Origin of the sequence: Cellulosilyticum sp. I15G10I2 (genome assembly GCF_900095725.1) — a bacterium.
Lineage (GTDB): Bacteria > Bacillota > Clostridia > Lachnospirales > Cellulosilyticaceae > FMMP01.
The window spans coordinates 13,248-37,392 of sequence record NZ_FMMP01000010.1 but is presented as its reverse complement, the minus strand read 5'-3'; the positions used below and the strand labels follow the sequence as shown (position 1 = coordinate 37,392).

The 24,145-nt window shown below is 30.8% G+C and carries 33 protein-coding genes; all 33 read right to left on the bottom strand.

Features of this window, described 5'->3' with window-relative positions; all coding sequences use genetic code 11:
- Positions 1–21 precede the first annotated feature (21 nt).
- Entirely contained in the window at positions 22–291 is a 270-nt protein-coding gene (locus tag BN3326_RS11815) for a hypothetical protein (protein WP_069999456.1), read from the bottom strand.
- A gap of 124 nt (positions 292–415) precedes the next feature.
- Positions 416–919, bottom strand: coding sequence for a M15 family metallopeptidase (locus BN3326_RS11810; RefSeq protein WP_069999455.1), 504 nt, complete (start codon positions 917–919; stop codon positions 416–418).
- On the bottom strand, positions 919–1,335 hold the full coding sequence (locus BN3326_RS11805) for a phage holin family protein (protein ID WP_069999454.1): 417 nt from the start codon (positions 1,333–1,335) through the stop codon (positions 919–921). Before BN3326_RS11805 ends, BN3326_RS11810 begins: the two co-directional genes overlap by 1 nt.
- Positions 1,336–1,396: 61 nt before the next feature.
- Positions 1,397–1,546 carry a hypothetical protein gene (locus BN3326_RS22030; protein WP_171903828.1) on the bottom strand — a complete coding sequence of 50 codons (150 nt, stop codon included), beginning with the start codon at positions 1,544–1,546 and terminating at the stop codon, positions 1,397–1,399.
- A complete protein-coding gene (locus BN3326_RS22025; RefSeq protein ID WP_171903827.1) occupies positions 1,536–1,703 on the bottom strand; it encodes a hypothetical protein in 168 nt (55 codons plus the stop codon). Before BN3326_RS22025 ends, BN3326_RS22030 begins: the two co-directional genes overlap by 11 nt.
- Before the next feature lie 47 nt (positions 1,704–1,750).
- Positions 1,751–2,308 carry a hypothetical protein gene (locus BN3326_RS21740; protein ID WP_069999453.1) on the bottom strand — a complete coding sequence of 186 codons (558 nt, stop codon included), beginning with the start codon at positions 2,306–2,308 and terminating at the stop codon, positions 1,751–1,753.
- Between the two features lie 15 nt (positions 2,309–2,323).
- On the bottom strand, positions 2,324–2,845 hold the full coding sequence (locus tag BN3326_RS11795; protein WP_069999452.1) for a hypothetical protein: 522 nt from the start codon (positions 2,843–2,845) through the stop codon (positions 2,324–2,326).
- A complete protein-coding gene (locus BN3326_RS11790) occupies positions 2,845–3,030 on the bottom strand; it encodes a hypothetical protein (protein ID WP_069999451.1) in 186 nt (61 codons plus the stop codon). The genes BN3326_RS11795 and BN3326_RS11790 overlap by 1 nt, the downstream gene beginning before the upstream one ends.
- On the bottom strand, positions 3,027–4,040 hold the full coding sequence (locus tag BN3326_RS11785) for a hypothetical protein (RefSeq protein ID WP_069999450.1): 1,014 nt from the start codon (positions 4,038–4,040) through the stop codon (positions 3,027–3,029). The genes BN3326_RS11790 and BN3326_RS11785 overlap by 4 nt, the downstream gene beginning before the upstream one ends.
- Complete coding sequence (locus BN3326_RS11780) at positions 4,037–5,965, bottom strand: hypothetical protein (protein WP_141722910.1); 1,929 nt, start codon at positions 5,963–5,965, stop codon at positions 4,037–4,039. Before BN3326_RS11780 ends, BN3326_RS11785 begins: the two co-directional genes overlap by 4 nt.
- A 159-nt stretch (positions 5,966–6,124) precedes the next feature.
- On the bottom strand, positions 6,125–7,843 hold the full coding sequence (locus BN3326_RS11775) for a hypothetical protein (RefSeq protein ID WP_069999448.1): 1,719 nt from the start codon (positions 7,841–7,843) through the stop codon (positions 6,125–6,127).
- A gap of 1 nt (position 7,844) precedes the next feature.
- Positions 7,845–8,021, bottom strand: coding sequence for a hypothetical protein (locus tag BN3326_RS22020; protein ID WP_171903826.1), 177 nt, complete (start codon positions 8,019–8,021; stop codon positions 7,845–7,847).
- 116 nt (positions 8,022–8,137) lie between these two features.
- Entirely contained in the window at positions 8,138–8,470 is a 333-nt protein-coding gene (locus BN3326_RS11770; protein ID WP_069999447.1) for a hypothetical protein, read from the bottom strand.
- Positions 8,471–8,500: 30 nt separating this feature from the next.
- Positions 8,501–9,049: a hypothetical protein gene (locus tag BN3326_RS11765; RefSeq protein WP_069999446.1), complete on the bottom strand. Its 549-nt coding sequence runs from the start codon at positions 9,047–9,049 to the stop codon at positions 8,501–8,503.
- 4 nt (positions 9,050–9,053) lie between these two features.
- On the bottom strand, positions 9,054–9,440 hold the full coding sequence (locus tag BN3326_RS11760) for a hypothetical protein (protein WP_069999445.1): 387 nt from the start codon (positions 9,438–9,440) through the stop codon (positions 9,054–9,056).
- Between the two features lie 7 nt (positions 9,441–9,447).
- Positions 9,448–9,777, bottom strand: a complete 330-nt coding sequence (locus tag BN3326_RS11755; RefSeq protein WP_069999444.1) for an HK97-gp10 family putative phage morphogenesis protein — start codon at positions 9,775–9,777, stop codon at positions 9,448–9,450.
- Entirely contained in the window at positions 9,770–10,066 is a 297-nt protein-coding gene (locus tag BN3326_RS11750) for a hypothetical protein (RefSeq protein ID WP_141722909.1), read from the bottom strand. Before BN3326_RS11750 ends, BN3326_RS11755 begins: the two co-directional genes overlap by 8 nt.
- Before the next feature lie 11 nt (positions 10,067–10,077).
- Entirely contained in the window at positions 10,078–10,368 is a 291-nt protein-coding gene (locus BN3326_RS11745; protein WP_069999442.1) for a phage head-tail connector protein, read from the bottom strand.
- A gap of 52 nt (positions 10,369–10,420) precedes the next feature.
- Positions 10,421–11,158 (bottom strand): hypothetical protein, encoded by a 738-nt coding sequence (locus BN3326_RS11740; protein WP_207646343.1) that lies wholly within the window; start codon positions 11,156–11,158, stop codon positions 10,421–10,423.
- Between the two features lie 160 nt (positions 11,159–11,318).
- On the bottom strand, positions 11,319–11,894 hold the full coding sequence (locus tag BN3326_RS11735) for a DUF4355 domain-containing protein (protein ID WP_069999440.1): 576 nt from the start codon (positions 11,892–11,894) through the stop codon (positions 11,319–11,321).
- A 110-nt stretch (positions 11,895–12,004) separates the two neighbouring features.
- Positions 12,005–12,775: a minor capsid protein gene (locus BN3326_RS11730; RefSeq protein WP_069999439.1), complete on the bottom strand. Its 771-nt coding sequence runs from the start codon at positions 12,773–12,775 to the stop codon at positions 12,005–12,007.
- Positions 12,768–14,081 carry a phage portal protein gene (locus BN3326_RS11725; RefSeq protein WP_069999438.1) on the bottom strand — a complete coding sequence of 438 codons (1,314 nt, stop codon included), beginning with the start codon at positions 14,079–14,081 and terminating at the stop codon, positions 12,768–12,770. The genes BN3326_RS11730 and BN3326_RS11725 overlap by 8 nt, the downstream gene beginning before the upstream one ends.
- Positions 14,082–14,095: 14 nt before the next feature.
- Positions 14,096–15,349, bottom strand: a complete 1,254-nt coding sequence (locus tag BN3326_RS11720) for a PBSX family phage terminase large subunit (RefSeq protein ID WP_069999437.1) — start codon at positions 15,347–15,349, stop codon at positions 14,096–14,098.
- A gap of 136 nt (positions 15,350–15,485) precedes the next feature.
- Positions 15,486–16,049: a recombinase family protein gene (locus BN3326_RS11715; protein WP_069999436.1), complete on the bottom strand. Its 564-nt coding sequence runs from the start codon at positions 16,047–16,049 to the stop codon at positions 15,486–15,488.
- A gap of 195 nt (positions 16,050–16,244) precedes the next feature.
- Complete coding sequence (locus tag BN3326_RS11710; RefSeq protein ID WP_069999435.1) at positions 16,245–16,619, bottom strand: phBC6A51 family helix-turn-helix protein; 375 nt, start codon at positions 16,617–16,619, stop codon at positions 16,245–16,247.
- A 72-nt stretch (positions 16,620–16,691) separates the two neighbouring features.
- Entirely contained in the window at positions 16,692–17,234 is a 543-nt protein-coding gene (locus tag BN3326_RS11705) for a hypothetical protein (RefSeq protein WP_069999434.1), read from the bottom strand.
- A gap of 137 nt (positions 17,235–17,371) precedes the next feature.
- Entirely contained in the window at positions 17,372–17,602 is a 231-nt protein-coding gene (locus BN3326_RS11700) for a hypothetical protein (RefSeq protein ID WP_069999433.1), read from the bottom strand.
- A gap of 123 nt (positions 17,603–17,725) precedes the next feature.
- Positions 17,726–18,040 carry a hypothetical protein gene (locus BN3326_RS11695; protein WP_069999432.1) on the bottom strand — a complete coding sequence of 105 codons (315 nt, stop codon included), beginning with the start codon at positions 18,038–18,040 and terminating at the stop codon, positions 17,726–17,728.
- 142 nt (positions 18,041–18,182) lie between these two features.
- Complete coding sequence (locus tag BN3326_RS11690) at positions 18,183–18,380, bottom strand: hypothetical protein (protein ID WP_069999431.1); 198 nt, start codon at positions 18,378–18,380, stop codon at positions 18,183–18,185.
- Positions 18,381–18,540: 160 nt separating this feature from the next.
- On the bottom strand, positions 18,541–19,311 hold the full coding sequence (locus tag BN3326_RS11685; RefSeq protein WP_069999430.1) for a helix-turn-helix domain-containing protein: 771 nt from the start codon (positions 19,309–19,311) through the stop codon (positions 18,541–18,543).
- Between the two features lie 536 nt (positions 19,312–19,847).
- A complete protein-coding gene (locus BN3326_RS11675; RefSeq protein ID WP_069999428.1) occupies positions 19,848–20,144 on the bottom strand; it encodes a hypothetical protein in 297 nt (98 codons plus the stop codon).
- Between the two features lie 76 nt (positions 20,145–20,220).
- On the bottom strand, positions 20,221–20,838 hold the full coding sequence (locus BN3326_RS11670) for a hypothetical protein (RefSeq protein ID WP_069999427.1): 618 nt from the start codon (positions 20,836–20,838) through the stop codon (positions 20,221–20,223).
- Positions 20,839–21,133: 295 nt separating this feature from the next.
- Positions 21,134–23,986, bottom strand: coding sequence for a hypothetical protein (locus BN3326_RS11665; RefSeq protein ID WP_207646342.1), 2,853 nt, complete (start codon positions 23,984–23,986; stop codon positions 21,134–21,136).
- Positions 23,987–24,145 lie beyond the last annotated feature (159 nt).

The following is a 24,145-nucleotide window of genomic DNA, read 5'->3' as shown; positions in this document are numbered from 1 at the left end:
CTTAATAACTAAGGAGCCTTATTAATATATCACTTTTCTGATCGTCCACTTATGATCTGATACAAAGTAACGCAACTCCAATAATTGCTCTCTATCCTCTATACATATTTTGCATCCATAATCAATGGTATTTATACCAGCGTAATTGTTATCTTTAACGTATATAATACTATTTATAGTTGAAGTAACAAAACTTTGATCATCGTTTTCTAAACGAATTTTAAGCGGTGTAATTTCACCTAGAGAATTGAACTTAGATATCGCTTCAATTGGTTTGTTAGTAAAATCCATAAATCACCTCATATAATCGAACATATGTTTGATTAAAATTATAACAAAGAGGAAGATTTTTGTAAACGGGTAAAATTAAAAATAAACTTTATTTTCATGATGTATACCATGTTTCACGATACACCTATAGTTTTCCAGCAAATTTAATAATCAAACTCTCAACATTATCCTTAGTAAACTTCTTTTCTTTCCATATCTCAGGACTTCCAATGACACCTTTATCAACTAATTTATTTACTGCTTTTATGTACTGATCATCTACTGCTTTTATAGTACCAACTGGATTATTATTTTCTAAATGGCAAGAATCATAAAAACCTTTAAAATCTCCACCCCAATATAATCCTAATTTCTTACCTATGGCACCGCATTTACGCATGATGTCATCTGGATATAGGTTACCTACCTGATTATTATAGAAATCGAAAGCCAAACCATCCATATGTTTAGATCGTGTTATTTTACTAGCACCACTTTTAATCATTTCTTTCTGACGTTCTTCACTTCTCCAAGTTTCAGATATACCAATATTTAAACCTTGTGCTTTGCATTCTGCCAAAAATCTTAGGCATAATATCTTTGTTTCTGGAGTTAACTTATTTATATCTCTACAAGCTACCGTTGCCATCACTTAACCTCCGTACCTTTGTTATTATTCCCTCGTAATTGAAGTAATACATCTTTAACCTTCTCTGGAATCGGTAATCCCATTTCAGAAGCATTTTCTAAAATTGAAAGTCCTTCATTACAAGCAAAAAATGTAATAACAATCTCTCTCAATGGTATACCAACCCCCATACTTGTTTGTAAAATATTGGCTATAACTATCATTATAAAAATGAGTACCTTTTTTATGATACCTTTATAACCAATTGCTGATGATAATTTTTTATTGTAAATAGCTTTTAGTAAACCTGTGATATAATCTAATATAATAAATATCACAAGAGCCATTAATACCTTATCCCATCCACCAAGCAAACCTATAATACATCCACCTGTTGTACCGAACAAGATACTTATACCGTTAAATAACTTATTCATTTGTTCACCTACTTTCTATTAAAAATGAGCACAAAAATACACCTATTTTTATAGGTGCTTATTATTTCTCATCCGCTAATTCATATTTTTTAATACCAAGTGATTTTCTGATTTCTCTCTCGGTCAATCCTTGTTCTTTAATAGCTTTTTGGACTATATTCCTAATATTTTTCATACAATTTAATTTCGTAGGTTCTACATTATTCTTCATCCAAAAACCCTTCTTCTTCTAATTCCTCTTTTAATTCTTTCATACTTTCAGCCCATGAACGTTTAGGCAATTTACCTTCTCGCATTAGTTTTACTTCTTTCATACTTTCTCTGAGTGATTCCTCAATAGTACAGTATCTTTCAACTGGTTGATTCATATAGAATTACCTCCATTCATCAAGATATTCATCTATTATAGTATACATCATATAAATAATTCATCAAACCTAACTTTCTCATTATACTCTTCCAAATCTTCAATCGTTCCATTTTCATAAATCGCTTTCAATTCCTCAACAACTATCTTCTCGATAGCAAACGCTTTAGCAATATACATTTTTCCTACACGTTTCATGTTAATAAAATATGTAACATCTGTTACGGTATCATATAATCCATTAGAATATTTCCATTCTATTGAATCAATATCACCATCTTCAAATGCCTCTATAGTTAAGTTAATCAATGCTACGTCATCTGTATTGAATCTTTGTACACCACCACAGTTTCCATAAGGAAAATTCCTACCAATTTCATGTTTATATGAGTCAATAGTCGCTATCTTCGCATTTAAAATGTCGATTTTACTAGGTTGTGGCTCTTCTATTTCTATCTCTTTTCTAGTCAAATATTCTTCTTGTGTCAAAATCTCAATCTCACTCTCTAAGAACCCTGAATTTATTGCATTTTGGATTAAAATTTCGTCAGGGTTTTGAGAACCATCAATCACTGTAGTAGTATTTTTTAATACACAATATTTCATTGTTCATCCCACCCTTTAATCATGATAAGAAACTAAAAATCTTAATTCTGCCGTTCCAGTAGCACCTACTCCTGTTTTTGTCCAATTAATATCAAAACTTGTTGTTGTAATATTTGTTATGCTCCCAATCGTTCTATCAGCAGATCCAGCATTAGAAAAAATACAAAGAGCCGTCCCAATGAGATAATTACCTGTATCGCCTGCGGTATATGTGACCTGTGGGTTAAATCCTTTTGAATACATACCCTGGCACCATTTTTTCGTACCTTGTACAACACCGAGCACGAAAATTGACTTTATCTCTCTCGCTGAGGCTTTTGCTACAGTTTGAATTCCAGTTAGAGAAACATCTCTTGTTACGCTTATTATTTCTGTTGTATTTTCAGCCAAGTGTGCATCAATATTACCTTGTAAAATGCTTATTTTACCCTGATTATCTTTCGTATTTTCTAATAATTGACCATATATATCATTAAAATTATCAGCGTGATTAGTATCAGCCGTTGTTAAAATTCTTAGATTCTCATTAAATGCCATTACTTAACCACCTTTCCTTGTAAAATATAAACCTTACTTATTTCATCGTATAAAAAAAGCACCCTATCCCCTGTTATTGGTGAATAAAGTGCATTTCTAAAATATCTATTCAATTCTACTTCTGTATCTTCTCCATCGAATAAAACTTTACTATTTGCTTTAATTGTAGCAAACTTAAACGTCATATATTAACCACTCTCCTTGCTATATGCTTCATCCTTCCCCCTACTCTACATTCTATTTCCCATGATGTTTCTATGTATTTATTATCAATATCACCATATTTTACATATAAGCAATTTAGATAACTATGTACTGGATTTATAGCCGATTCAAATTCAAGATGGCTATAAATCTGGCTGGCATTATACGCATCTTTTTTACATATATCCTGTAGTACATTTATATCCACAACATCAACAACTTCCTGAGCATCAACATTGGGAGATGTATTAACTGTGCTTGTGAGGCTATCAACTCTATTATTCTCATATCTAGCTATTAGAGGGGGATTTATATTAGGGTTATTTGTGTATCTAATAAAAATATTTGGTATATTAAATAAATCCATATCTTCTCTAACAGTTTTATGCAAAATACTTCCCTTACCTTCTTTATACTCAATTTCAATATTCCTATCGCTTGGCAATACGTATTTTTTAGCTGAAAATACTCCATTAACATCAACATAAAGTGAAGTGTAGTTAATACTGGATAGCAGATCGTTGATAATCTCAATTATTGGTGTACCCACTTCAAACTCTTTATTAATAGCACTAATAAATGTACCTTCCTCAATATTATAAGAATGTGTACCTAATAACCTTTTGACTTCTGCAATGATATTGCTCCCCTGTGGTAAAAAGTATCTTGTTTGCATCTTATCCCTTTGTAATAACACTATAGGGCTATACGCATATATATCTCTATATATTAAATCCTCATTCTTATCCTTGTTTGGAGAGGTTATTATATATATACCTAGCGGATAATCAATATTATTTAACCTACAAATTACTTTAATCCTATCATTCATAAAATCAATACTATTATCATTTTTCATTTTTAGGTTAGCAGTACTCTTTAACGTAAAAAGAGAGCTATACGTAATCGTACAACTCTCAATGTTAAATAAAGGTTTTATTAAATTATTATTTTTATCTAACAAATGATACTTAAAATCAATGGCTCTCATCCTTGTACCACCCCAGTCAGTTTTATACTTCCATCTAATTTATATTTACCATCAAGATAAATAACGTTGATAGATGGCTTTAATCCGTTACTGAATAACATATCTTGTATATCAAAATCAACTTCAATTAAATTAACCTCTATGTTGTAAGCCTCCAGATAATCTTCATAATTATCTTTTATATCACCCACTATAAAACCAAACATCTGCCTACCCATGTAATCCCTATAAGATAAAATAGTATTTCTTGTTAGCATATCCATACATGAATCATATTCATTTCTTTCAATAAAGAATGATAATTTAGCCTCTGTGTAGCTTTCAATACCTACTTCAATTGTTGGCTTAGTACATCCAGCAAATACATTATATGAAGTTTTTCTAACCTTATTAAATTTGCTTTGAGGATTACTATTAATTATGATCTGATTAGTTGGATTAGTTGTATCGGTAAGAATATAATCATTCACATTAGTTGTTATAGAAACGATGTCACTATCTGCTAATTCTCCACTAGTTCCAACACTTCTAACTTTATAATAGTATTTTGTACCTTCCCCAATTGTATAATCTGTAACACTATCAATTGAAAGCAAGTTATTAGCTATTCTAATCCAATCAGTTCTATCAGTTTTTCTATAAATAGAATTGTGACTAAATATACTTACATCTGGCGCTGTCATTTCAATAACTGCATTATTACCTTCACCATAAATTAAAATATTGGGTTTAGATAACTCGGTATATTGTATAGTAAATTGTTTAGTCGCATAATCGCTCCATAAATCCCAACTATTTTTTATTCTAACTTTAACTATGTACGTTGTGTTATTGGCTAGGTTATTTATAGTTTTATAGGATTTGTTGGCACCTATTTGTGTTATCTGCTCTACTAAAACATTCGCAAGAGTCCTGATTTCAAGATTATACGATGTTTGTTCTATACCATTATAATTCCATGTAAAGTTAGGCAGAGAAGTACTATATAATGTACTTTGATCTAAGGTAGGTGGATTAGGTTTTCCGTATACTTCAAATGATACTGTTTTAGTTGTTGTCAATCCGCTAGTTGTCCACTTGCAAATTAATTCTAAAGTACAAGTACCAACACTTAAAGTATTAGCTTGTATTAATATTTGTTTCTGGGTAGTTCCTGTATATGTCCTAATAGTAACACCATTTTGTTTTACGTTTAGCGTAAATTGATCAATATTTTGACCTTCCCAACTAACTGTAATTTGTGATTCTCTATTCTGGGGAATATTACTAGGCTCCAAACTTGTAATAGTAGGTGTAAGATGTACATTAAATGTAACCCAATCACTAAAATCACCTTCTGTATCTGTTGCAGATATCGCCTTTACTCTCCAATAGATTTGTGAACCAGTAGGAAATGTATTAGCTGGAACATTACATTCACTTAAAGCACTTTCAGCAGATATAGTATTTACTGCTCCACCAATTCCATTTTTCCATTCAATCGTATATGATTTTTGGATAGAGCCATCGGGACAACTATAAACCCATGTAAATTTATTAACATTGTTTGAGTTAAGATATATGTTCTGTGGAGTTAAAGTTGATACAGATGGTTTAAAAAACTCAGGTTTCCAATCAACATCAAGATATGCTTCATTTGCACTTCCACGACTACCAATAGAAAGTGTGCTTCTCACAATAGTTGAACCTGAAGATATACTTTCCAATGAGGTCGTATAATTTGTAACTGCACTTGCACTGTAGCTTACATTATAATAATCAGATGCACCTACAACGTTACCTATTTTACTAGGAGTATCTAATATAGTAGTCGCCCATCCTGAACTACTGCTATTACTTCCATATTCTTTGTGGACATACTTATAACCAACACTCCAGCCAGCATAATAAGATGTATCTGAAGTATTGCCTACATACAGATACACTGTAACTTTATCTATATAGTTGATGTTGTCAATTATTTTAGGATGGTAAAATGGAATATCAGAATACCCATAATAATAAGAAGTGGAATTTCCGCTTTTTTTAGCCGTAAAAACTAAGGATGATGTATAACTCCCTGTTGATTTAAATATTTCTCCCATTTATCCAGTCACCCCCCCTAGTTTATTAAATTGATTATTTTTATATGGCATATCCTTTAGTACTCTTGTTATTTCATCCACTTTACTCATTAAAGCATTCACAATACCACTATCTGTATTATTGTTATTGTTAATAATTTCTTTAGTTTGTGTGTGAGTAGATACTTTATCACCACTACTTAATCTTACTAATTCAGCCCCATGTTCTCCAACTAATGCTAATCCACCTCTGCTATATAATGTACCTGTGGCATGAGCTGGAATTGTGCCAGTTCCACCAGATAAAGAAGCTCTTCTTCTTTCATATTCTGCATCCTTTGCAAGTTTTTGATCTAAATACCTATCATAATTTGATAATTTTCTTTGTATCTCTTTTTCATTAGCTAAACTCTCACTAGCAAAAGATTTTCTAATACTTTCTTCATATTTTTTCATTTCTCTTTCTTTGAAAGTGGTATATGCTTTTTCTATACTATTAAAAGTATCTTGTGCAGTATTAGTAACAGTTTCAAAAGAATATTTAATCTCGTCATTGCTCTTTTTAATCTTACCAGTTAAAAAATTCATAACACCATCGCCAGTAGTACGTACCTTGTCAAATATAGGTGTAATCTTTTCAACTAATGGATTTATGTACTCATAAAACTTGCCAATTATATTAAGACTAACTCTAAAAGGTAAAGTTGCAACTTCTATAACTTTCATTATATTTTGTACTACAAATCCTATAGATTTACCTAGATTCTCAATCATTTCTTCATTTGATTTAATGTACTCAATAAAATATAACTTAGCATCTGTAAGAGCTGGTAATAATCCTTTACCAAATTTACCACTTACAGAATCAATAGTATTTTCTAAAGTTCTCCCAACGTTGGCATACTCCTCTTGTGTTCTGTTGAAATCCCCCTGTGCAGTTTTAGTATTTTCAAGTATATAGTTATATCTCAACGTTGCTTGCTCTGCTTGTGTCATACTCTGCCAGGCTTTATCTATACCTTGGCTAAGGGCATATGCTTGTAAATTAACAACACTCATTACTATACCAAATTGTTTAATTGGTTCTGTTTCCCCTGTGATAGCTGAACGTAAAGCATTAAATGATTCCTCAGTACTTTTATTCCAAAAAGATGATAAGTCCGCTGATAATTGAGTTAGGTTGATACTCATATTTTTAATGCTATCATTAGCTAATCCAGAAGGTTTTAAAATAGCTCCTAAAGTACCACTATATTTTTTAGCTTGTAATTCACTAAGTCCAAACGCACTTGCAGTATTCTTCGCCCAATCATTAACACTATCCGCTCCATCTTCAAAAGTTACATCAATTACGTTCTGCACTTCATTCAATGCACTAGCAGTTGCAATACCTTGTTTAACAAAATCTTGTAATGCTTGTATTGCTTTTCCTATTGCTTGTACTGCTAACTGTATAAACTGTACTGCTAATGCACCAATAGCACCACCGAGAAGTCCAGCCATACCAGCACCGCCACTCATAACTCTACCCATATCTCCTAAACTTACACCAAATATTTTCATATCACCAATGCTGTTTCTTAGTGTTGAACCAAGATTTCTAAAACTTAATCCACTTCTATTCGTGTTAGTTTCTGTTTGTCTAACAGTAGTATTTAATCTGTTTAAATCTGACTGAGTTCTTTCTACTCCATCGGTTCTAATCCTTATGTTTAGTGTGCCCAAATCTAAACCTTGCATATCATACCCCCTTTCCAAAAATTTGTTTTAATCGTTCCATGTCAGGCTCTTTCTTTCCAGTGGCTCTTTTTAATAATTTCATTCCTTCTTCTGTTTTCATTAGATTGTTTACAATGGAATGTTTATATAAAAGCATAAACTCATCACATACAAGATTTTTAACTTCTGCATAATTCATTCCAGTAAAATCTAAAACTGCTTTTAAAAGTGAAATGTAATTGTCGTCCTCACTTCCAATAACCTTATAAATAAAATCCCCACCAGTACCACTATTATTAGATGGTAAAGTAGGGATTAAGAGTTTGGGTTTGCCATTACTTCCTCAACGAATTGAAAGTATAGATTTATTATTAAAATTTGCAAATCAAAATCTATTTTCTTTATAAAATCTATATCAATTTCTTTATTTTCAAGGTTATTATTTAGAATTTTTAATACTATATCTTCTGTTAGTGCTGTGATTCTTTCTAAGTTGCTTTGTTTACTATTTTTTACTTTTATAAATCTCTCTAGCTCAATTAAAAATCCCATGTTAGGTTTTAATAAATGTAATTTTGTTTTCTCTTTATCATTCAATGTAAATTCCCATGTTTTTTGTTCGAATACACTCATATCAAAACTTTGCATTATACATCTCTCCTCTTAATAAAGGGGCAATTAAGCCCCTACTACTTCTTCTGAAATTTTAACTAATCTATCTTCAGTATTCATGCTAAATGCTTTAAATTCGCAACCAATTGTCGTAGCCTCTGCTCCAAATACAAGTGATAATCCATTCTGATTTTTACCTTTGAGAGTAATTCTTATCTTCTTACCATCATCTTTGGTATGAACAAAATGTACAAAATAATATTTATTTATGTAGTTTTTAATTCCACCAATTTCTATGGTGCGTATTCCATTGACTTCATCTTCTGTTACTTTTCCAGTTTGAACCATCTTATCAATAGTTTTAGTGTTCCACGATAAAATGTCAGCAGTTAATTTTACTTCCTCTTTAATTGGGAAACTCTTAACGACTTTACCTTTTGAGTTCTGAACCTCTTTCCATTCACATGAATATTCAAGTGTTGTATCATCACTTAGTTCCCCTATTCTATTAGCTTCTACTTCTATAGTTGCATCATCTGGAATTACATCTGTAAATTCTACTAAGTATAAATCACCACTACCAAGGGTAATTTCTTCTTTATTTGCTAATGCCATATTATTACCTTCCTTCTCTATAAGTTAAAATAAAAAATCCCTTTAATTGGAAAGTGTTTAAGTCTGAATCTTTTAGACTTCCACCACCATTAAGGGATACATTTTTAATACTATTTAATTGATTGTGCTTACTTCCTATTGTTAATAGGATTTTTTTTACTTGCTCTAATATCTGCTCTGCTACTATGTAATCTTTGCTTATACATGTTATCTCTAACCTTGCTTGTGCTTTAATGCCATTACTTGTTAGAGGAATAAATTTATATACAATACAATTACAATCTTTATTTGTATCATACATATAAATTTTATTGTCAATAACAGTAGGATTTAATAAGGCATTAAGCTCTGAATTTGTTTTAAGCAAGTTTAGTATTTCATCTAATACCATATTCCACCTACTCTCTAAAACAATTAATAATCTCTGTCATGTTTTGGTCAACTGCATCTTGTAGATATGGTCGTTCTCTCATTTTAGATGTGCCACTATGTACTGCTGGAGCATATTCAACATTAGTTCCAATGGATACACTCATATTATCATTATCAACTTTATGTGTAATGCTTGCTCTTAGTGTTCCAGTATCTATTGCTTTATTTTTACCCTCTGTCAATTGTATCTTGGCTTCATTTTCTATGAGTTGACCAGCTTTCTCTAAACCCTTTTCTATCGTTTCTGGAAGTATCTTATTAATAAAGTTGGCTAAATTGATAGTTATATTATTCATATACAATCACTTCCTTTAGGATTAATTGAGTTAACTTTCCAATAACAAATGATTCAATTAGATATTCTTCACTACTAGAAACTAACTTATATTGATATTTTTTTTCAAACTTATCATATCTAGTTAATCCCATGGGTTGATGTAATATATACGTTTGGTCACCTATTACTTTAAATAATTTTTCTTTAGCAATACTTACATCAATAGTATCAATATCTTCCCATTCATCCTTAGGATTTCCATAGTTATCATATATGGTTACTTTCTGCTGAAGGGTAAATTCTTTCATATTAGAATTAATCATAATAACTTCACCCTCTTAATAAATTTATCCAATTGAGCATTAATATACTGCGGATACTTATCACTATAGGATTCGCTCATACCAGATGCTGAGATACTATTAATTCCTTCGTTTCCTTTACGATTTAATTTAACTATAACTATATCAACTAAAACATTATCCATTGCTTCAATGTATGTTAGTTTAGTTATAGTTTCTATTTCCTTCTTTGTCTTGGTTATCAAAAGATTAATAAGAGCATCATTTTTGTTATCTGATAATAACTTAATTTGTTCTAAGAGTTCCATCATCCCTCATTCCTTTCTATAAAAATAGAGAGGGAATTATATCCCCCTCAGATTAAACAGTTTTGGCTAATTTAACTACTTTACTTGCATCTGTAAGTGCTACTAAATGACATTTACGTCCATAGATAGTATTTTTACGGATGTTCTCATCTCTCTCCTGTGCAACTTCTGAACCTTTCTTAGTAAATACAGTAACTGCTGATTTTTTAGCTAAGAATGCTGTATCAGCTGGAACAGATTTAGAAGTATAAACTGGAACATTATTGATAGTCCCTATGTATCCTGTTCTAACAAACCCTTCAACATATTTAAGGTCATCTTTAAGATTCTTTCTAATTTGTGCTTTCTGAGCTGGATTAATTAATAGGAATAAACCATCTTCATCCTCACCAAATTCTGCTGTAGCATCAACAATTGTATTAAAGTCAATACCGCCAGTTGGATAATTCATTATGTTTGTAGCTTTATCTAGTTCAGCATAAAACTTACTTGTTAATTCATTTACCATATTAGCTGACATCTTTTCTACACCAGTTTGTACTAACATAGGGTCTTGCATTGCTTGTTCATCAAAATAAGGAAATCTACCTTGTACATATTTTACTTCGTATTCAAATTCATCAAAATCAACTTCCACATCATCTAATGCTTGATTCCCTTCACCCATTGCTACGTCACGAACAGAACCCGTAGCTTTGTAACGGTGTTTCATAATTTTCATACCAGCAGAACCTTCTAAAGTGTTATCTGCTGTAAAGAAAGGTACTACAGATAATTGAGTATCAATCATATTGTCGATTTTGTTTTCTAAAATAAAGTTTTCATAAATTGTATGTGCCATAATTATTACCTCTTTCTTTGCTCAACCTATTAAGGGAGCATACGTTTAATTTTTTTTAATTTTTCGCATAAAAATAAGCCATAGGATGTATCATTTCACCTTGGCTTTCTTACTTGTTTGTTAATTGCATATATAAATCTTTATTATTTTTATAAAGGTCAGTTTGTTGTTGTATGGTCATTTTATTAAACTGCTCTTTTGTAATCTGACCATCAAGCCCAACAGTGCTAACTTTTGGATTAGAAGTATTTAATCTCTTCTCGATTTCAATTTTGACCATGTTTTTAAATATTTTATCCAGCTTTTCAATACGTTCCATCGCTTCATCAGCATCATCTGATACAACTACATAATCAACTAGGTTGGCATCTAATCCTCTATTGGATAGTACTTTTCCAATCTCTACTTTTGTATTAGTGAGCCTAAATTGTTGTAACTGATCTTCTAACTCCTGAATGCGCATATCTTTTTCTGCTTTGGCTCTACCCTCTTCATCAAGGGCAGATAGTGATTTATTTTTAGCCATTTCTTTCTCGAATTTCTTTTGCTGAGTTTTTAATGCCTGAGCAACCCTTTTATCAGTCTCGCTCTGGATTAATGCCAGCATCTCATCTTGAGTATATGTTTTATTTTCGTTTGTTTCTAATTCCTCTTGCTCTACGTTAACGTTTTGATTATCTTCCATTATTTATACATCCTCTCTTTAGTTGTGCACTTTTGCACACCCCTATACGTTTTAATTTAGTTGTTTCTTTTAAGCCTAACCCCTATTATAAAAAGGCATAAAAATAATCCCTAGTTAATAACTGGGACTGCTATACTTCTACAATTTACATGGAATGGTGGATAATTTACCCCTTGTATTGCTTCACTGAAGTTGTAAATGTTTCCGTTCTGCTCCTTGCATATATCACTCGTTCTACTATCTAGTGACGCTAAAATTCTATACTTCTCATATCCGTTATCTATATAAGATTTCATTTGCCCACTATTGAGTACACGCATATTTTCAGTGCGGATTAATCTTTCAGCATCTGAATAAGCTACACCAAATCTATCTCTAACAGCTCTTGATGCTTTCCTAACATCTTGACCAGTGATAGCGGTATTTATAATACTCTTCTCAATTTGCTCTCTTAACTTATCCTTATTTAGCCAAATACGGTCACTATAAACTGCACCTTTGAAATTAGCATTAACAATATTTTTTGCTATATTATCATTAAAAATTGTCAAGCTAGTATTGAGATTATATCCATCATTGGTACCTATGTATGATTGTTTGTAGCTATCAAGGAGCGTTGATTGTATATACTCCTGTTCAATCGTACCCAGTTTATATAATTCACGCTGTATGGTGTCCTGTAATGCTCTAAACCTATTCATTTTATATAAGGTAGATGCTGATATTTCACCATCTTCAAGCATTGATAACCATAGTTTTGTTATCTCATTATTGATGGATTTATTGGCTTGTTTATAAATGGATATTACCTTTTTTTCTAATGCTTTAGTATTCTTATTATAGATATCATCTAGTAACCTTTCTTGCCAGTAATTACTCATCAACATCACTTCCCATTAGATAGGAGTTGATCTCATTTTCCTTTGCTATTTTCTCCATCTCTTCCTCTACATCTGATACAAAAGGTAATTGTGATAATAATGTTTCTCTGCTTACAAATGGTAATAACTTAGAGAGAGCATCTGATAGTACAGTAATATCTAATGGGATATTTCTTACAAAGGTAATTGCTATATCATTGAAATTATAAGTACTGCCAGTGACAGATAATATATTACATATCATTTCAATTCTACGTATGAGGGCATATTTAAAATATGATTCCTTGATAGCTGTTAGTTGTTCTAATCCCATCATACCCAATCTTGCTTGTGTTGCAGATGTATGCGACTTAGTATCTAGCAAGTCATTAACATAGCTAAATTTATGTATATCCTTTTCTAAACGTGATTTATAGTTCTCGGCTTCAATATCATTAGAATCTTTATTAAGGAATTGTATTGCTGACTGCATACCTTCTTGAGCATCTTCTATCTGGATAATACGTTTCTCTTTCATTGACAATATGTCAGTATCCTCAAGATTAGTGTTCTTGAATACTAGATATGAATTATTTAACTCTTCTCTGGCATTAGCAGTATCTGAGAGTGATAAATCATACCCATCAACCAATGGTATAACCTTCTCAAAATCTCCAAATGTATCATTGTTATTTTTATATACATTAACTGGCACTTCTCCAAAATAATGTGATATGCTATCTATTAATACAGTACCATTCTTATTTTTTTCATAGGATATAATCTCACTATCTGTATACACCTCAATGTTTGTTACCACCTCGTCGGTAAGAATATCCTTGGTATCAAAAAATCTTATACAGTATAATAAATCCTCTGATATACTATTGTCATAAATTGGAATAACTGTTTGTGGATTGATTGTACTAAATCTAATCACTTTATCCTCTGATAAGTATAGTAGCTCATATGCTATGCCATATATACTCATATCAATAGCCAATTGCTGATTTTTAGTAGATTCATCATTGTAGCGAAATATAGCTGATAATTCTTCTAGTAGAGCTGAATCTTTACTCGTATATGTAACTGGCTTACCAATAAAATAAGCAGATACTATATCACTAATGTACTTACCCCAAGGAGTAGCTATTTTCACATTAGGTTTAGTTGTATCTGCAAATGTACGATTTATTATGGTATCATTTTTGCAATCATAATACCTTTTAAGTTTTTGTAATCTAGGAAGTTGGTTTGCTTTAAACACTTCTATGTATTTATCTATCAGCTCCGTTGTTAGTGCTTTATTTTTATCTATATAGAACATTTATTCACCTCTTTCTATAGTTTTATAGTTAATACTTTGGCTTGTTTCTTTATAATCTGTAGAGAGTATCTCAGGGCATCGATACAATGACAAAATCCATTATCCAATGGCTCATTTGTATATTCTCCAGTTTGTTTACTTTTCTTATAGCAATAGTTATTAAATTCATCTATAACATGGGTACATTTAGGATGCACTATAATCTCATATTGCAATAACTTCTGTAGTCCATGCTTAATACTATCTTTACCTTTTTTGCAAGGTGTAGCCCGTTCAATACCTAGTTTACGCAATTCTTGAATTGATTTAGGCTCTGCACAATCAAAGAATATCTTCTCTTTTCTTAGATTCTTACTAATTATCATTCTGGCTATATCAGTATTTAACATTCCTCTTTCATAATGCTCATCATAGATATATAATTTCTTATTTTTATCATCTACTACGCTACATATAAGAGTTGTAGGATCTTGATATCCAAAGTCACTTCCCAATGCAAGAAATCTCTTATCCCCTTTATCCTCATTTAACTTTTCTTGCCAATCAAATTCCTCAATATTATAGTGTGGAATTACAAGTTTATCTAAAGTGGCAAAATCGCCTTCTGCTTCAATCTTATATCTAGCTGGATTACGTTCCTTTAGACGTTCTAGTCGTTTTATTTCAGCTTCTGTACACCATTTATTATCTTTATATGTAGTTTTGAGAATAAAAGTATCTGGTGGAACTACTCCAGTATCGAATCCAAAATATTTATATACCCAATTTGACTTATCAACTGGATTGAATGAAAAATATATTTCTTTATTTTTCTTTTTACCCCTTAATGTACCATCTACGAGGTCAATGTCCTCTATATTAAACTTTGTGCATTCCTCAAACCACACTGTATCTATATCAACATATCCTTTAGCTTTCTCAGGGTCATCCATACCAGTCATTTTTACCCATGTTCCATTAGGCAATTCTATTGTATGATTCGATTTATTGATTTTGCATTGGTTATATAGTTGAAACTTATGTATACTATCTAAAAATAATCGCCAAATAGTGTCCTCAACTTTATTCCCTTCTTTCATAAGAAATAACATTCTACGTTTATCACTTAAACCTTTTATAAGTAGTTTATCTGATATAAAATATGATTTACCTGAACATCTACCGCCATAATAAACATTGTAACGATGTGAATAATCTATTACATGTGGAAAGTACGCTTCATTAAAATTTCTTTCGTCAATTTGTAAATCTATTTCTTGCTTTACCATCTAATATGAATCACCTCTCTTCTGGTTTAAAATTTAGTTGTGAAAATTATTGATACCCTTTAGAGGGGTACACCATTTCGAAAAGGGGGAACACCCACCTGTTCAAATAAAAAAGCTACCTCATTATCGAGATAGCTCATCGTTCTTGCTCATATTCTTTTATTAAATTATAAAATGTATTTCTCTTTAGATTTAATAACTCCATTGCTTTATTAGCTGTTATCTCTCTCTGTTTATACTGTGAATACACTTCTTTCCATTGCTGAGGATAATCTATTTTCTTCCTACCCTTAAACTTACCTTTTTGTTTGGCAATCGCAATCCCTTCTGCTTGACGTTCCTTTAAGTTGGTACGTTCAAATTCGTTTATTGCTCCTATCATAGTAAGCATAAGTTTTCCTGTTGGTGTACTACTATCTATATTCTCTTTGTTACTGACTAAGTGAATACCTTTTTTATTTAACTGTTCAACTATATTAAGCAAATCTGTTGTACTTCTAGCCAACCTAGAAAAGTCATGAATATAAATAGTATCACCTTCTCTTGCAAACTCTAACATAGCTTTTAACTCTTTCCTATTTGTATCTTTTGCACTTACCTTTTCAACAAACCATTTATCTATATTCCTTACTTCTAATGCTTTAACTTGACGTTCCTCGTTTTGCTCTATTGTAGATACACGCACATATGCTATATTCATACCCTCAACCCCTTTGATTGTTTGAATTAATTATAGCATATCTGTTTATTTAGAGTCAATAATTTACTAAAACAAATGTTTATTAAATTAAAATATAACTCTAAACAAACAAATATTGATATGCTTTATACTATTTGTTTAGAGTAAAGTCCAGATAAATAAATCATAGGGGTTTAAAACATTGGTTTTACTTGCTTATTCTTCCTCATTATCCTTAATAAATGATACTTTGATATTTTGTGTGGTTTTCAAATCTATCTGTGATTTATCGGTACACATATTATTTTCACCAAGCACCAGTTTAATAGCTTGTAATTGTGTACGTTTATCGCTATCATCCTTAATTAACTTAAGCAACTCTTTTTGTGCAACATCTCCAGCTACATGAAACTTATTTCTGCGTTCCTTTTGTAACTCATCCATGAAGTCATCTCGTTTATACCATCGCCAAATAGTTTCTCTAGCTACACCAATTTCTTCTGCAATTTCAGATTTACCTTTATCACTCCATACAAGCAATTGTATAGCTTTATACATTTGTTCTGTAATTCCTTCTATATGTTTAGGCATTCATATCACATCCTTTCTTACCTTAAATTAATTATTACTATATTTTATACTTAGTATTACTAAACATAAAAATTAAAAAATATATGTTGATTCATTAACATCAATGATTACAGATACTTTATCATTATCAGTAAGCCACTTTTTAAACTTTATCCAATTAACTAACCAATACTTCCTATGTAACTTTTTATTACTATTATCACTAGCCTTATCCCAAGCACTTAACAATCTTAACTTACTTTCATGGATATTGATATAGCTCTGCAAATCCTCAAAATGATACATGTAAATTATCTCACTTACAACATCCACCGTAGCTATGTAATCAGCCTCTGTATAATAGAACCATCCTTTTCTGCCAGTATCAGCATCTTGATACTTTTCTACACAGAAGTTACCATATTTATACATTTCTCCTTCACCCTTACATTCGTAGCTGGAAATACTCCCTGATTGTGCATTTTTTAATATGAAATCAATATCCTTTTTTTGATACTCTTTATCCAATCTAACATCTTTAATTTTATGTCCTCTATCAGTCATTACCTTCATAAATAAATTTTCTGCTCTAATTCCTACTTTGTTTGTTCTATTCCATGTTTCTGTCGTACTCATTAACATCATCCCCAATCATATTATTTTCTGATTGGAGTGCAAAACCCTCCTGTTTCGCATATGCTTATTACATTGCACTCACTTCTTGCATATACCCATTTTGTTACATAAAAATAAGGCATCATATAGATACCCTTCTAACATCCGTATTTAATTCTCATAGCTTCTTGCTTGATCTCTTTGAACGCATTTAAATATTCTCTCAGTTCTAAATCAGCCTTATACATCTGCTTAATCTCATTAAACTCCTGAGCATATTCTTCATCTATATACCCGAAAACTTTATTATTTTCATCCACTAGAAATTGAACAGGGATATCACTATGTGTCTTGATATAAGCCAGCATATTATAACTATAAATCTCCATCACTATCACCTCTCTTTAGATCATCTACCTCTTTTTTAAGTATCTTTATTGCTTCTTCATTCTCATAAACCTTACTAATCAAATTGTAAAAAGCAGTAAATAAAATTATGTATTTCAATACCACTAAAAATAACATTGCTCTTCACCCCTATCTTTATCAACTTTTGCAATTACTTCATTATTTCTATCAATTGCTTGCTTAGTCCTTTGGATAACATTATCTATATTCTTATCAAATCGCATATCCATATGTTTTCTATACGCCATATACGCATCTTTAATATCTTTATTCTCTTCCATAAGTCGGTCATTAGCTCTCTTTAAACGATTCATCTCGAGAGTTACAACCACCCAGACAGCTACCAATATCATACCTACTGCTAAAATAATAGTTCCAATAATCTCCATATCACTCATCACACCTTTCATAATTTTCATATAACCTTATATCCGTTTACATTACCTAATATAAATTTGTACTTACATCTACTTAATTTTTTATACTGCCTTATATAAACTAATATAAATTTGTGCATAATAAAAGCACCTTACCAGAAAAGTAAGATGCTCTATGTACTTGCTATTTACCATATTTAAGTTGTGCTTCCTCAAATGGTATTCCAGCTATTTCAATTGTTCCATGATTTTCGCAATTGAATGCTGTTATTGTAGTATATTCTCTTCCTTCTGGAAGTGGTTTATTTCCATTCATAAACCCTGAATCTACTGGTTCAATAGTTAATTCGCTCTTACATGTAGGACAAATCTTTTTCTCCATACCTTTCACCCCCTCTCATGATATTATTGTACTACTATTCAAAATAGTTGTCCAAATAAAAAATATTTTGTCATGTGTATGCGAACGTACTTTATAGCTATATATATATAAAATACACTCTGCCAGTTAGTGTAAATGTACCCCTACTATAAGAGTAATATTAACTTGCTAATAAATCTGTATTTCCCCATTTATTAATCATCTTGACTACTTCATATAGAGTAGAAACATCTACTTTGCTAAACTTATTACCTTCACCAATAATAGTAAATATCTTATCAAACAATACACTTTGCCTAAGTTTATCTAGGTTCTCACAATATATTTTTATCCTATCAATAACTTCATCTTTAGATAATGGTTTACTCGGTATTTCTTCTATATCAGGCTTATTATATGTAGGATTGGGTTCTCCACGTTCCGAAGAATTCTGCGTATCGATATTCCCAACAACCTCTCCAGTAACAGTATCAATTGTATTTTCATTAATAACAATACTATCTTGCTTCTGCTTTTCTTTCTTCTTCAATTTTTTATTTACTCTATCAGATAATACATTTTTCCTTCTATTTGCTTGTTGAGATTCTATACAATTATCATAAAACTTTTCCTTGGGGAAATAATAATTATTAGCTATACCATGCCTACCACTATTGATTATTATATAACCATTATCATACAATTCATCAATTTGCCGTTGAACTGTTCTCTTTATTTGATTTGTTTCACTAGCTAATACACCCAAAGAAGGATAGCATTGATTATTTTCTGTATTTCTATGAGATAACAATACACAATACATCATAGCTACTTGCATATTAGTTTTATAAATTATCTCCCTGATTAATGGATTATTAAATTGTAAAAATCCAGTCATAACAAACTTACTTTTATCTACTACTTCCCATGTAACTTTTTCTTCTTTATTCATAATATCAGATCCTCTCATTATATAGTTGTAATCCAATAACAATAACAACTTTACATTTGTCACTGGATTCTTTTATTCTTTAACCGACATTATCTTGGACAATTTCAATTGTGCAAGTAAGTATTCATCTAATATATTCATTTAATAGATTCATATAATATATTAATATAGTTGGTGGGACATCTATGTCACTATATATAAGGACATCAGTGTCACTAGCTAGTGTCATCTATGTCACTCTATATAGTGTCAAGAATGTCACTAGGGTTTATTAGTGTCATCAGTGTCCCTATGCTTACTATTTTTACACCATTGACAATAAGCATCATAACTCTCTGTTCTATTAAATGCCCAGAATGGTTTATTAGTTTTTTTATGAATACCGGTATCTAATACTATGCATCCTCTACTAACATAAAATTTTGCTTGTAATGGATTATATATGTAAATCATTATAATCAGCTCCCATCCTATTTATATATGTAATTGCTACCTCCACTCTCCTCCTAAAAATAGAGATAGCAACACATTTCAACTTACATCTGCCACTCGACAATAATTAAATCACCATCACCATCTTCAGGACAAACATGATAAGGCTCACAAATTACATAGCTACCTTCATCCATATAAAATCCACAAATATAATCATCATGGTTTATGTATTGTCTTAATGCTGGTATCCAATCTTCTATAGTTTGTATTAAGTCAGAGTATTCAGTAGAATACATTTTTTTATCCTGTTTTATTTCCTTGATATAATCCTCTGCTTTTGTAATGTGCTCGGCTATCGTTCCAACATCTTCTAAATCGCATAAATTTACTGTATTCATTTTTATATCTCCCTCTCATCATATAGTGGGGATTTACAGGCATCCCCTAACCTTATATGTAATTGTTATGCCGTAATTAGGCAGTGACTAATTTCCACTCATATTTACCACTCATATCAGATGATTTAACATATTCATGTTTAACTGGATAGATTTCTTTATTGCTACCATCAACCTCATTATATGACTCAATAATTTGTAAGTACCCATCATAGATTGTAACAATACCAACGGATACATGCTTAAAACTTTCTGACTTTTCATCGTATTGTAATGTAGCAATATCCTTACATTCTAATCCTACTGGATACTGGAAAAATAAGCTGTTTTTATATGCTAGGTATAAATTGCTAATCTTATATGTAATATCCTTGCTGTTTAAATTGAGTAAATCCGTTAAACATAAATCTAGCTGGTATGCATCCATGTTCTCCCTAAGTGTGAGGTTGTTATCATTGTTAATCAGTGTTTCATCTGCAAGCTCTACCATTTCATATAAACCTTTTGGCTGTATAGTGATTCCAGCGAAAGTATCATCCTTTGTCATCCTACTTACTAGATATTCCATTTCCTCACCTATCGATGATTGCTCTATGGCTCTCTCTACTTTCTTAATGGCAATATCTAATAGATACTCCATACTCACCACTTGATTTGCTACCTCTGTGTTTCCTACTTTAATCGTTTTTTTCATTTTAAAATCCCCTTTTCTTAGTTTAATTTTTTATTTTTATACTTGTATTTATATTTAGTTTGTGTTAAAATACGTTTGTATAGTGAATCATCAACACAAAAAAATATCTGAAATTATTAAAAAGCTATTGTATAGTATAATAATTTGTGTTATACTATAGGTAGTAATTATGTGTTTATTTAAAAAATAAGGATGTCGCACTACTAATCCTATAGATTTTCGTGGGCAACTATGTAAAAATAGGTCTGACTTTGCACTCAACATCCCTTCCTTTAGGACACCAATAAAAATTAGTTCAAGCCCCTTGTATCAGTTGATGCTCATGGGTTTGTTTTTGCGTTGTTTTTAAATGTGTGGTACTTTTTATTGATATAATATTTCTTCTTCTGTTAAATACATCTATAAATACTTCTCTCTGAGTTTTATGTAGAGCATTTAGTAGTTTTACAGTTATATCACTCTTATTATTTTTTACCATATGATACATAATTCCATACATAGTGTCTGGTTTAACTGTACTTCTACTTATGTAGTTGTGATAATATTTAATTACACTATCAATCTTTCTGTATTTTTCTTTTTTCTCTTCATCATCATCTTTATTATTGGATGATTCACTTTCTATTTGATTTATCTTTTTGCACATTTCGTTTACATAATCAAATATTTTTTGTTCTTGTTTTCTATCAGCTTTTGATGGATTTAGTTTTTTAAGTAAAGATAATAAACTAACATCTTTTCTCTCATTTGCTCTTGGTAGAGTACTCATTACATTATATAAATTATCCATTGAACATTTATAAGGCTCTACTCTTCTGCTAATCGTTTTACTTTGACTGATATATTTAAAAAACATTGGTTTTCCTACTTTAGTTAGTTGTACATTAGTTATATTGTTAATTTCTGTTTCTAGGTCAATGGGATACATTTTTTTAGCTAAATCAATACATACCGTTGATAGAACAGTAGCTACATCAACTTTTTTTAATAGCTCCTGTAGTTTATCCTGTTTATCACCTGTATTAAGAAGATCATAGTAAGCCGACATAACCAACTGAGCATCATTAACGCATAATCCTATATTTTTTTGACTTGTACTTAATTGATTATCAATCTTATACATATTCTCAAAGTTTACTTTATAATTTATAGGTTTTAAGGTACTACCGTCTGAATTTTTAATGTCATTTATACATGGCTTATACTTGCCAAACATTTCTTTACAACGTTCTGTCATAGCTATATTATCAAAAATTACAATACTATCTGAATCATAATCAGCAGAGCTCCATATGTCCTGACAAGGGTAATTGATAGCGTTAACACATACTATATTTTTGGTTAAATTAAAGTATTTATTTATAAATTCAACTTCTGTGTTGCTACCTATATAGATATTAGATGGAGAAGTATGAGGATTCCGCATACAAACTAACTCTTTATCATAATCAAATAGTGTTGTTGAGATCTGATTGTCAAATAACAATAAACACCCATCTTCTTTTTTCCATCGACCTATGGCATGTAATAAATATTCCATCGGATTACCAAGTAGAACGCAATAATCTCCATTTAAACGTACTTTACCTTTTTTCACTCGCTTAACATATTTGCTTATTATCCCTTTTCTAAAATTCTTAAAAACTGGTGTACTCATAAAATTATTATTGTGTTTTGCCAAATCAGCCATCATCATATTGCTATTATTGTTATCGGCAGTAGTTATGAGATGTTCAATAAACTTATCATCATCATTCTTTAGATTATTAATATAATCTCTTTCAAATTTTGTTATGCCCTCAATATCCTCAGTCGTGAAGTTTATACTATTTAGCATTTGATAACTTGTTTGCTGGAGTACATTTCCTTCTTCATCGGTTCCTCTTTTGCTTTCTTTTTCATGTTTGCATATACCAAAAATATTACCTTCATTTTTAACAGTTTGTTTCCAGTGATTCCACATCTTCTTTTGACCTAAAAACTTATCCTCCTCAAATATTTTATAAAACTTTAAGGCTTTTAGGCTAGTAGGAGTGCAAATCATATGTACATCTTTTGCTAATATCGGCTCATTAAACATATTTTTGAGTTCCCATGTGTCAAAATCAATACCTAGTTCCTCAGCCTTATCACGCATGAATTTTTCTATATGACATGCAAATGACGCTGATTTAAACATATGATTTCTTAGTAATTGCATAGAATGGTTGCCTTCGCTTGTGAAGTATTTTACATCTAAAATTGTTTCTCCATCAAATAAACTATTTTTAACCTTATAAGTTTCAGGAAAACTATCAAGACATCCAGACTCTTCATTCTGTCTAACAACATTACAATCCCATTCAAATACACTCTCAATATCATCTACAAGCAAAATATTGTCAGGATTAATTTCTATTATATCTTCGAGTGCTGAAGAAACTAGAGATTCATAAGCAAGTAGGCTCGCTAGGTCATATTCACCTTTACTAAAATCAAGTCCCATTCTACTCCAAGCAATCATGTTGTTATATAAATCTTTCTTTATAAATAAACATTGTCCTGTCCTACTTTTTGCTGAACTACGTTTATATACTATATAATTTGTTTTTATAACCTCCCCCGTTTTCTTGTTGATCTCCGTAAGAGTAAAACCTTCAGTGTAGAGTTTTTTTCTTAATTCATCATTTTTAACTTCTTCCCAATTTATGCAAAATTCTTTATCAGATAACTCTTCTTTGAAATTATCAATACTTTTTTCTAGTAAATCTATAGATTTTTCTAGTGATTCCTTTTTCTTAATCTCAATATCAGTTAAATTATCTCTATCTATCAGAAAAGCATATTCTTTGTTTAGCTGGGTTAATTTGTTGTTCTTATGCTCCAATATTATAAAACCAGATTTCACCTTACGTTTAAACTTTACATTAATCACATCTTTACTTACTAACTTTCCTGTCTTGTTATTTGTCTTAACTTTTAACCCTTCTTTTCTGAGTTTCATAAGCTCTAAACTGTATGGTAGCATGCCACAATAATCTAGTTCTATATCATAACCCCTAAACATATTGCAGTATATATCCTCTGCCTCCAGACTTGGTATGTACACATTCTTTTTCTTCATCCAATCATCTCCATTTCTTTTATAGGTTTTCTTTTTTCCATTCAACCACACTCCATCATCTTGTTTTAAAACTACTTTTATGGTATAAGTAAATATATTTATTTTCTTCTCCTACCTCCTCTCCCATATCAATCCTATAACAAATAAAAAATCATTACAATTATTGAACTTTTTAGTATTTTGTGTTATAATAAGGTTATAGGG

Coding starts and splice junctions, on each gene's coding strand:
- BN3326_RS11785 (WP_069999450.1), bottom strand. CDS start 4,040: ATGAGAGCCATTGATTTTAAGTATCATTTGTTAGATAAAAATAATAAT.
- BN3326_RS11805 (WP_069999454.1), bottom strand. CDS start 1,335: ATGAATAAGTTATTTAACGGTATAAGTATCTTGTTCGGTACAACAGGT.
- BN3326_RS22020 (WP_171903826.1), bottom strand. CDS start 8,021: ATGAATTATGCAGAAGTTAAAAATCTTGTATGTGATGAGTTTATGCTT.
- BN3326_RS22030 (WP_171903828.1), bottom strand. CDS start 1,546: ATGAAGAATAATGTAGAACCTACGAAATTAAATTGTATGAAAAATATT.
- BN3326_RS11745 (WP_069999442.1), bottom strand. CDS start 10,368: ATGGAACTCTTAGAACAAATTAAGTTATTATCAGATAACAAAAATGAT.
- BN3326_RS11705 (WP_069999434.1), bottom strand. CDS start 17,234: ATGAGTACGACAGAAACATGGAATAGAACAAACAAAGTAGGAATTAGA.
- BN3326_RS11795 (WP_069999452.1), bottom strand. CDS start 2,845: ATGGCATTTAATGAGAATCTAAGAATTTTAACAACGGCTGATACTAAT.
- BN3326_RS11815 (WP_069999456.1), bottom strand. CDS start 291: ATGGATTTTACTAACAAACCAATTGAAGCGATATCTAAGTTCAATTCT.
- BN3326_RS11810 (WP_069999455.1), bottom strand. CDS start 919: ATGGCAACGGTAGCTTGTAGAGATATAAATAAGTTAACTCCAGAAACA.
- BN3326_RS11685 (WP_069999430.1), bottom strand. CDS start 19,311: ATGAATAAAGAAGAAAAAGTTACATGGGAAGTAGTAGATAAAAGTAAG.
- BN3326_RS11725 (WP_069999438.1), bottom strand. CDS start 14,081: ATGTTCTATATAGATAAAAATAAAGCACTAACAACGGAGCTGATAGAT.
- BN3326_RS11690 (WP_069999431.1), bottom strand. CDS start 18,380: ATGGAGAAAAAGATTTGTCCTACATGTAAGAGCGAATTAACTATTGAA.
- BN3326_RS11770 (WP_069999447.1), bottom strand. CDS start 8,470: ATGCAAAGTTTTGATATGAGTGTATTCGAACAAAAAACATGGGAATTT.
- BN3326_RS21740 (WP_069999453.1), bottom strand. CDS start 2,308: ATGAAATATTGTGTATTAAAAAATACTACTACAGTGATTGATGGTTCT.
- BN3326_RS11755 (WP_069999444.1), bottom strand. CDS start 9,777: ATGAATAATATAACTATCAATTTAGCCAACTTTATTAATAAGATACTT.
- BN3326_RS11750 (WP_141722909.1), bottom strand. CDS start 10,066: ATGAAAGAATTTACCCTTCAGCAGAAAGTAACCATATATGATAACTAT.
- BN3326_RS11730 (WP_069999439.1), bottom strand. CDS start 12,775: ATGAGTAATTACTGGCAAGAAAGGTTACTAGATGATATCTATAATAAG.
- BN3326_RS11760 (WP_069999445.1), bottom strand. CDS start 9,440: ATGGTATTAGATGAAATACTAAACTTGCTTAAAACAAATTCAGAGCTT.
- BN3326_RS11775 (WP_069999448.1), bottom strand. CDS start 7,843: ATGCAAGGTTTAGATTTGGGCACACTAAACATAAGGATTAGAACCGAT.
- BN3326_RS22025 (WP_171903827.1), bottom strand. CDS start 1,703: ATGAATCAACCAGTTGAAAGATACTGTACTATTGAGGAATCACTCAGA.
- BN3326_RS11790 (WP_069999451.1), bottom strand. CDS start 3,030: ATGACGTTTAAGTTTGCTACAATTAAAGCAAATAGTAAAGTTTTATTC.
- BN3326_RS11675 (WP_069999428.1), bottom strand. CDS start 20,144: ATGAATACAGTAAATTTATGCGATTTAGAAGATGTTGGAACGATAGCC.
- BN3326_RS11740 (WP_207646343.1), bottom strand. CDS start 11,158: ATGATTGATACTCAATTATCTGTAGTACCTTTCTTTACAGCAGATAAC.
- BN3326_RS11670 (WP_069999427.1), bottom strand. CDS start 20,838: ATGAAAAAAACGATTAAAGTAGGAAACACAGAGGTAGCAAATCAAGTG.
- BN3326_RS11765 (WP_069999446.1), bottom strand. CDS start 9,049: ATGGCATTAGCAAATAAAGAAGAAATTACCCTTGGTAGTGGTGATTTA.
- BN3326_RS11710 (WP_069999435.1), bottom strand. CDS start 16,619: ATGCCTAAACATATAGAAGGAATTACAGAACAAATGTATAAAGCTATA.
- BN3326_RS11695 (WP_069999432.1), bottom strand. CDS start 18,040: ATGAAAATTATGAAAGGTGTGATGAGTGATATGGAGATTATTGGAACT.
- BN3326_RS11735 (WP_069999440.1), bottom strand. CDS start 11,894: ATGGAAGATAATCAAAACGTTAACGTAGAGCAAGAGGAATTAGAAACA.
- BN3326_RS11700 (WP_069999433.1), bottom strand. CDS start 17,602: ATGGAGATTTATAGTTATAATATGCTGGCTTATATCAAGACACATAGT.
- BN3326_RS11720 (WP_069999437.1), bottom strand. CDS start 15,349: ATGGTAAAGCAAGAAATAGATTTACAAATTGACGAAAGAAATTTTAAT.
- BN3326_RS11715 (WP_069999436.1), bottom strand. CDS start 16,049: ATGAATATAGCATATGTGCGTGTATCTACAATAGAGCAAAACGAGGAA.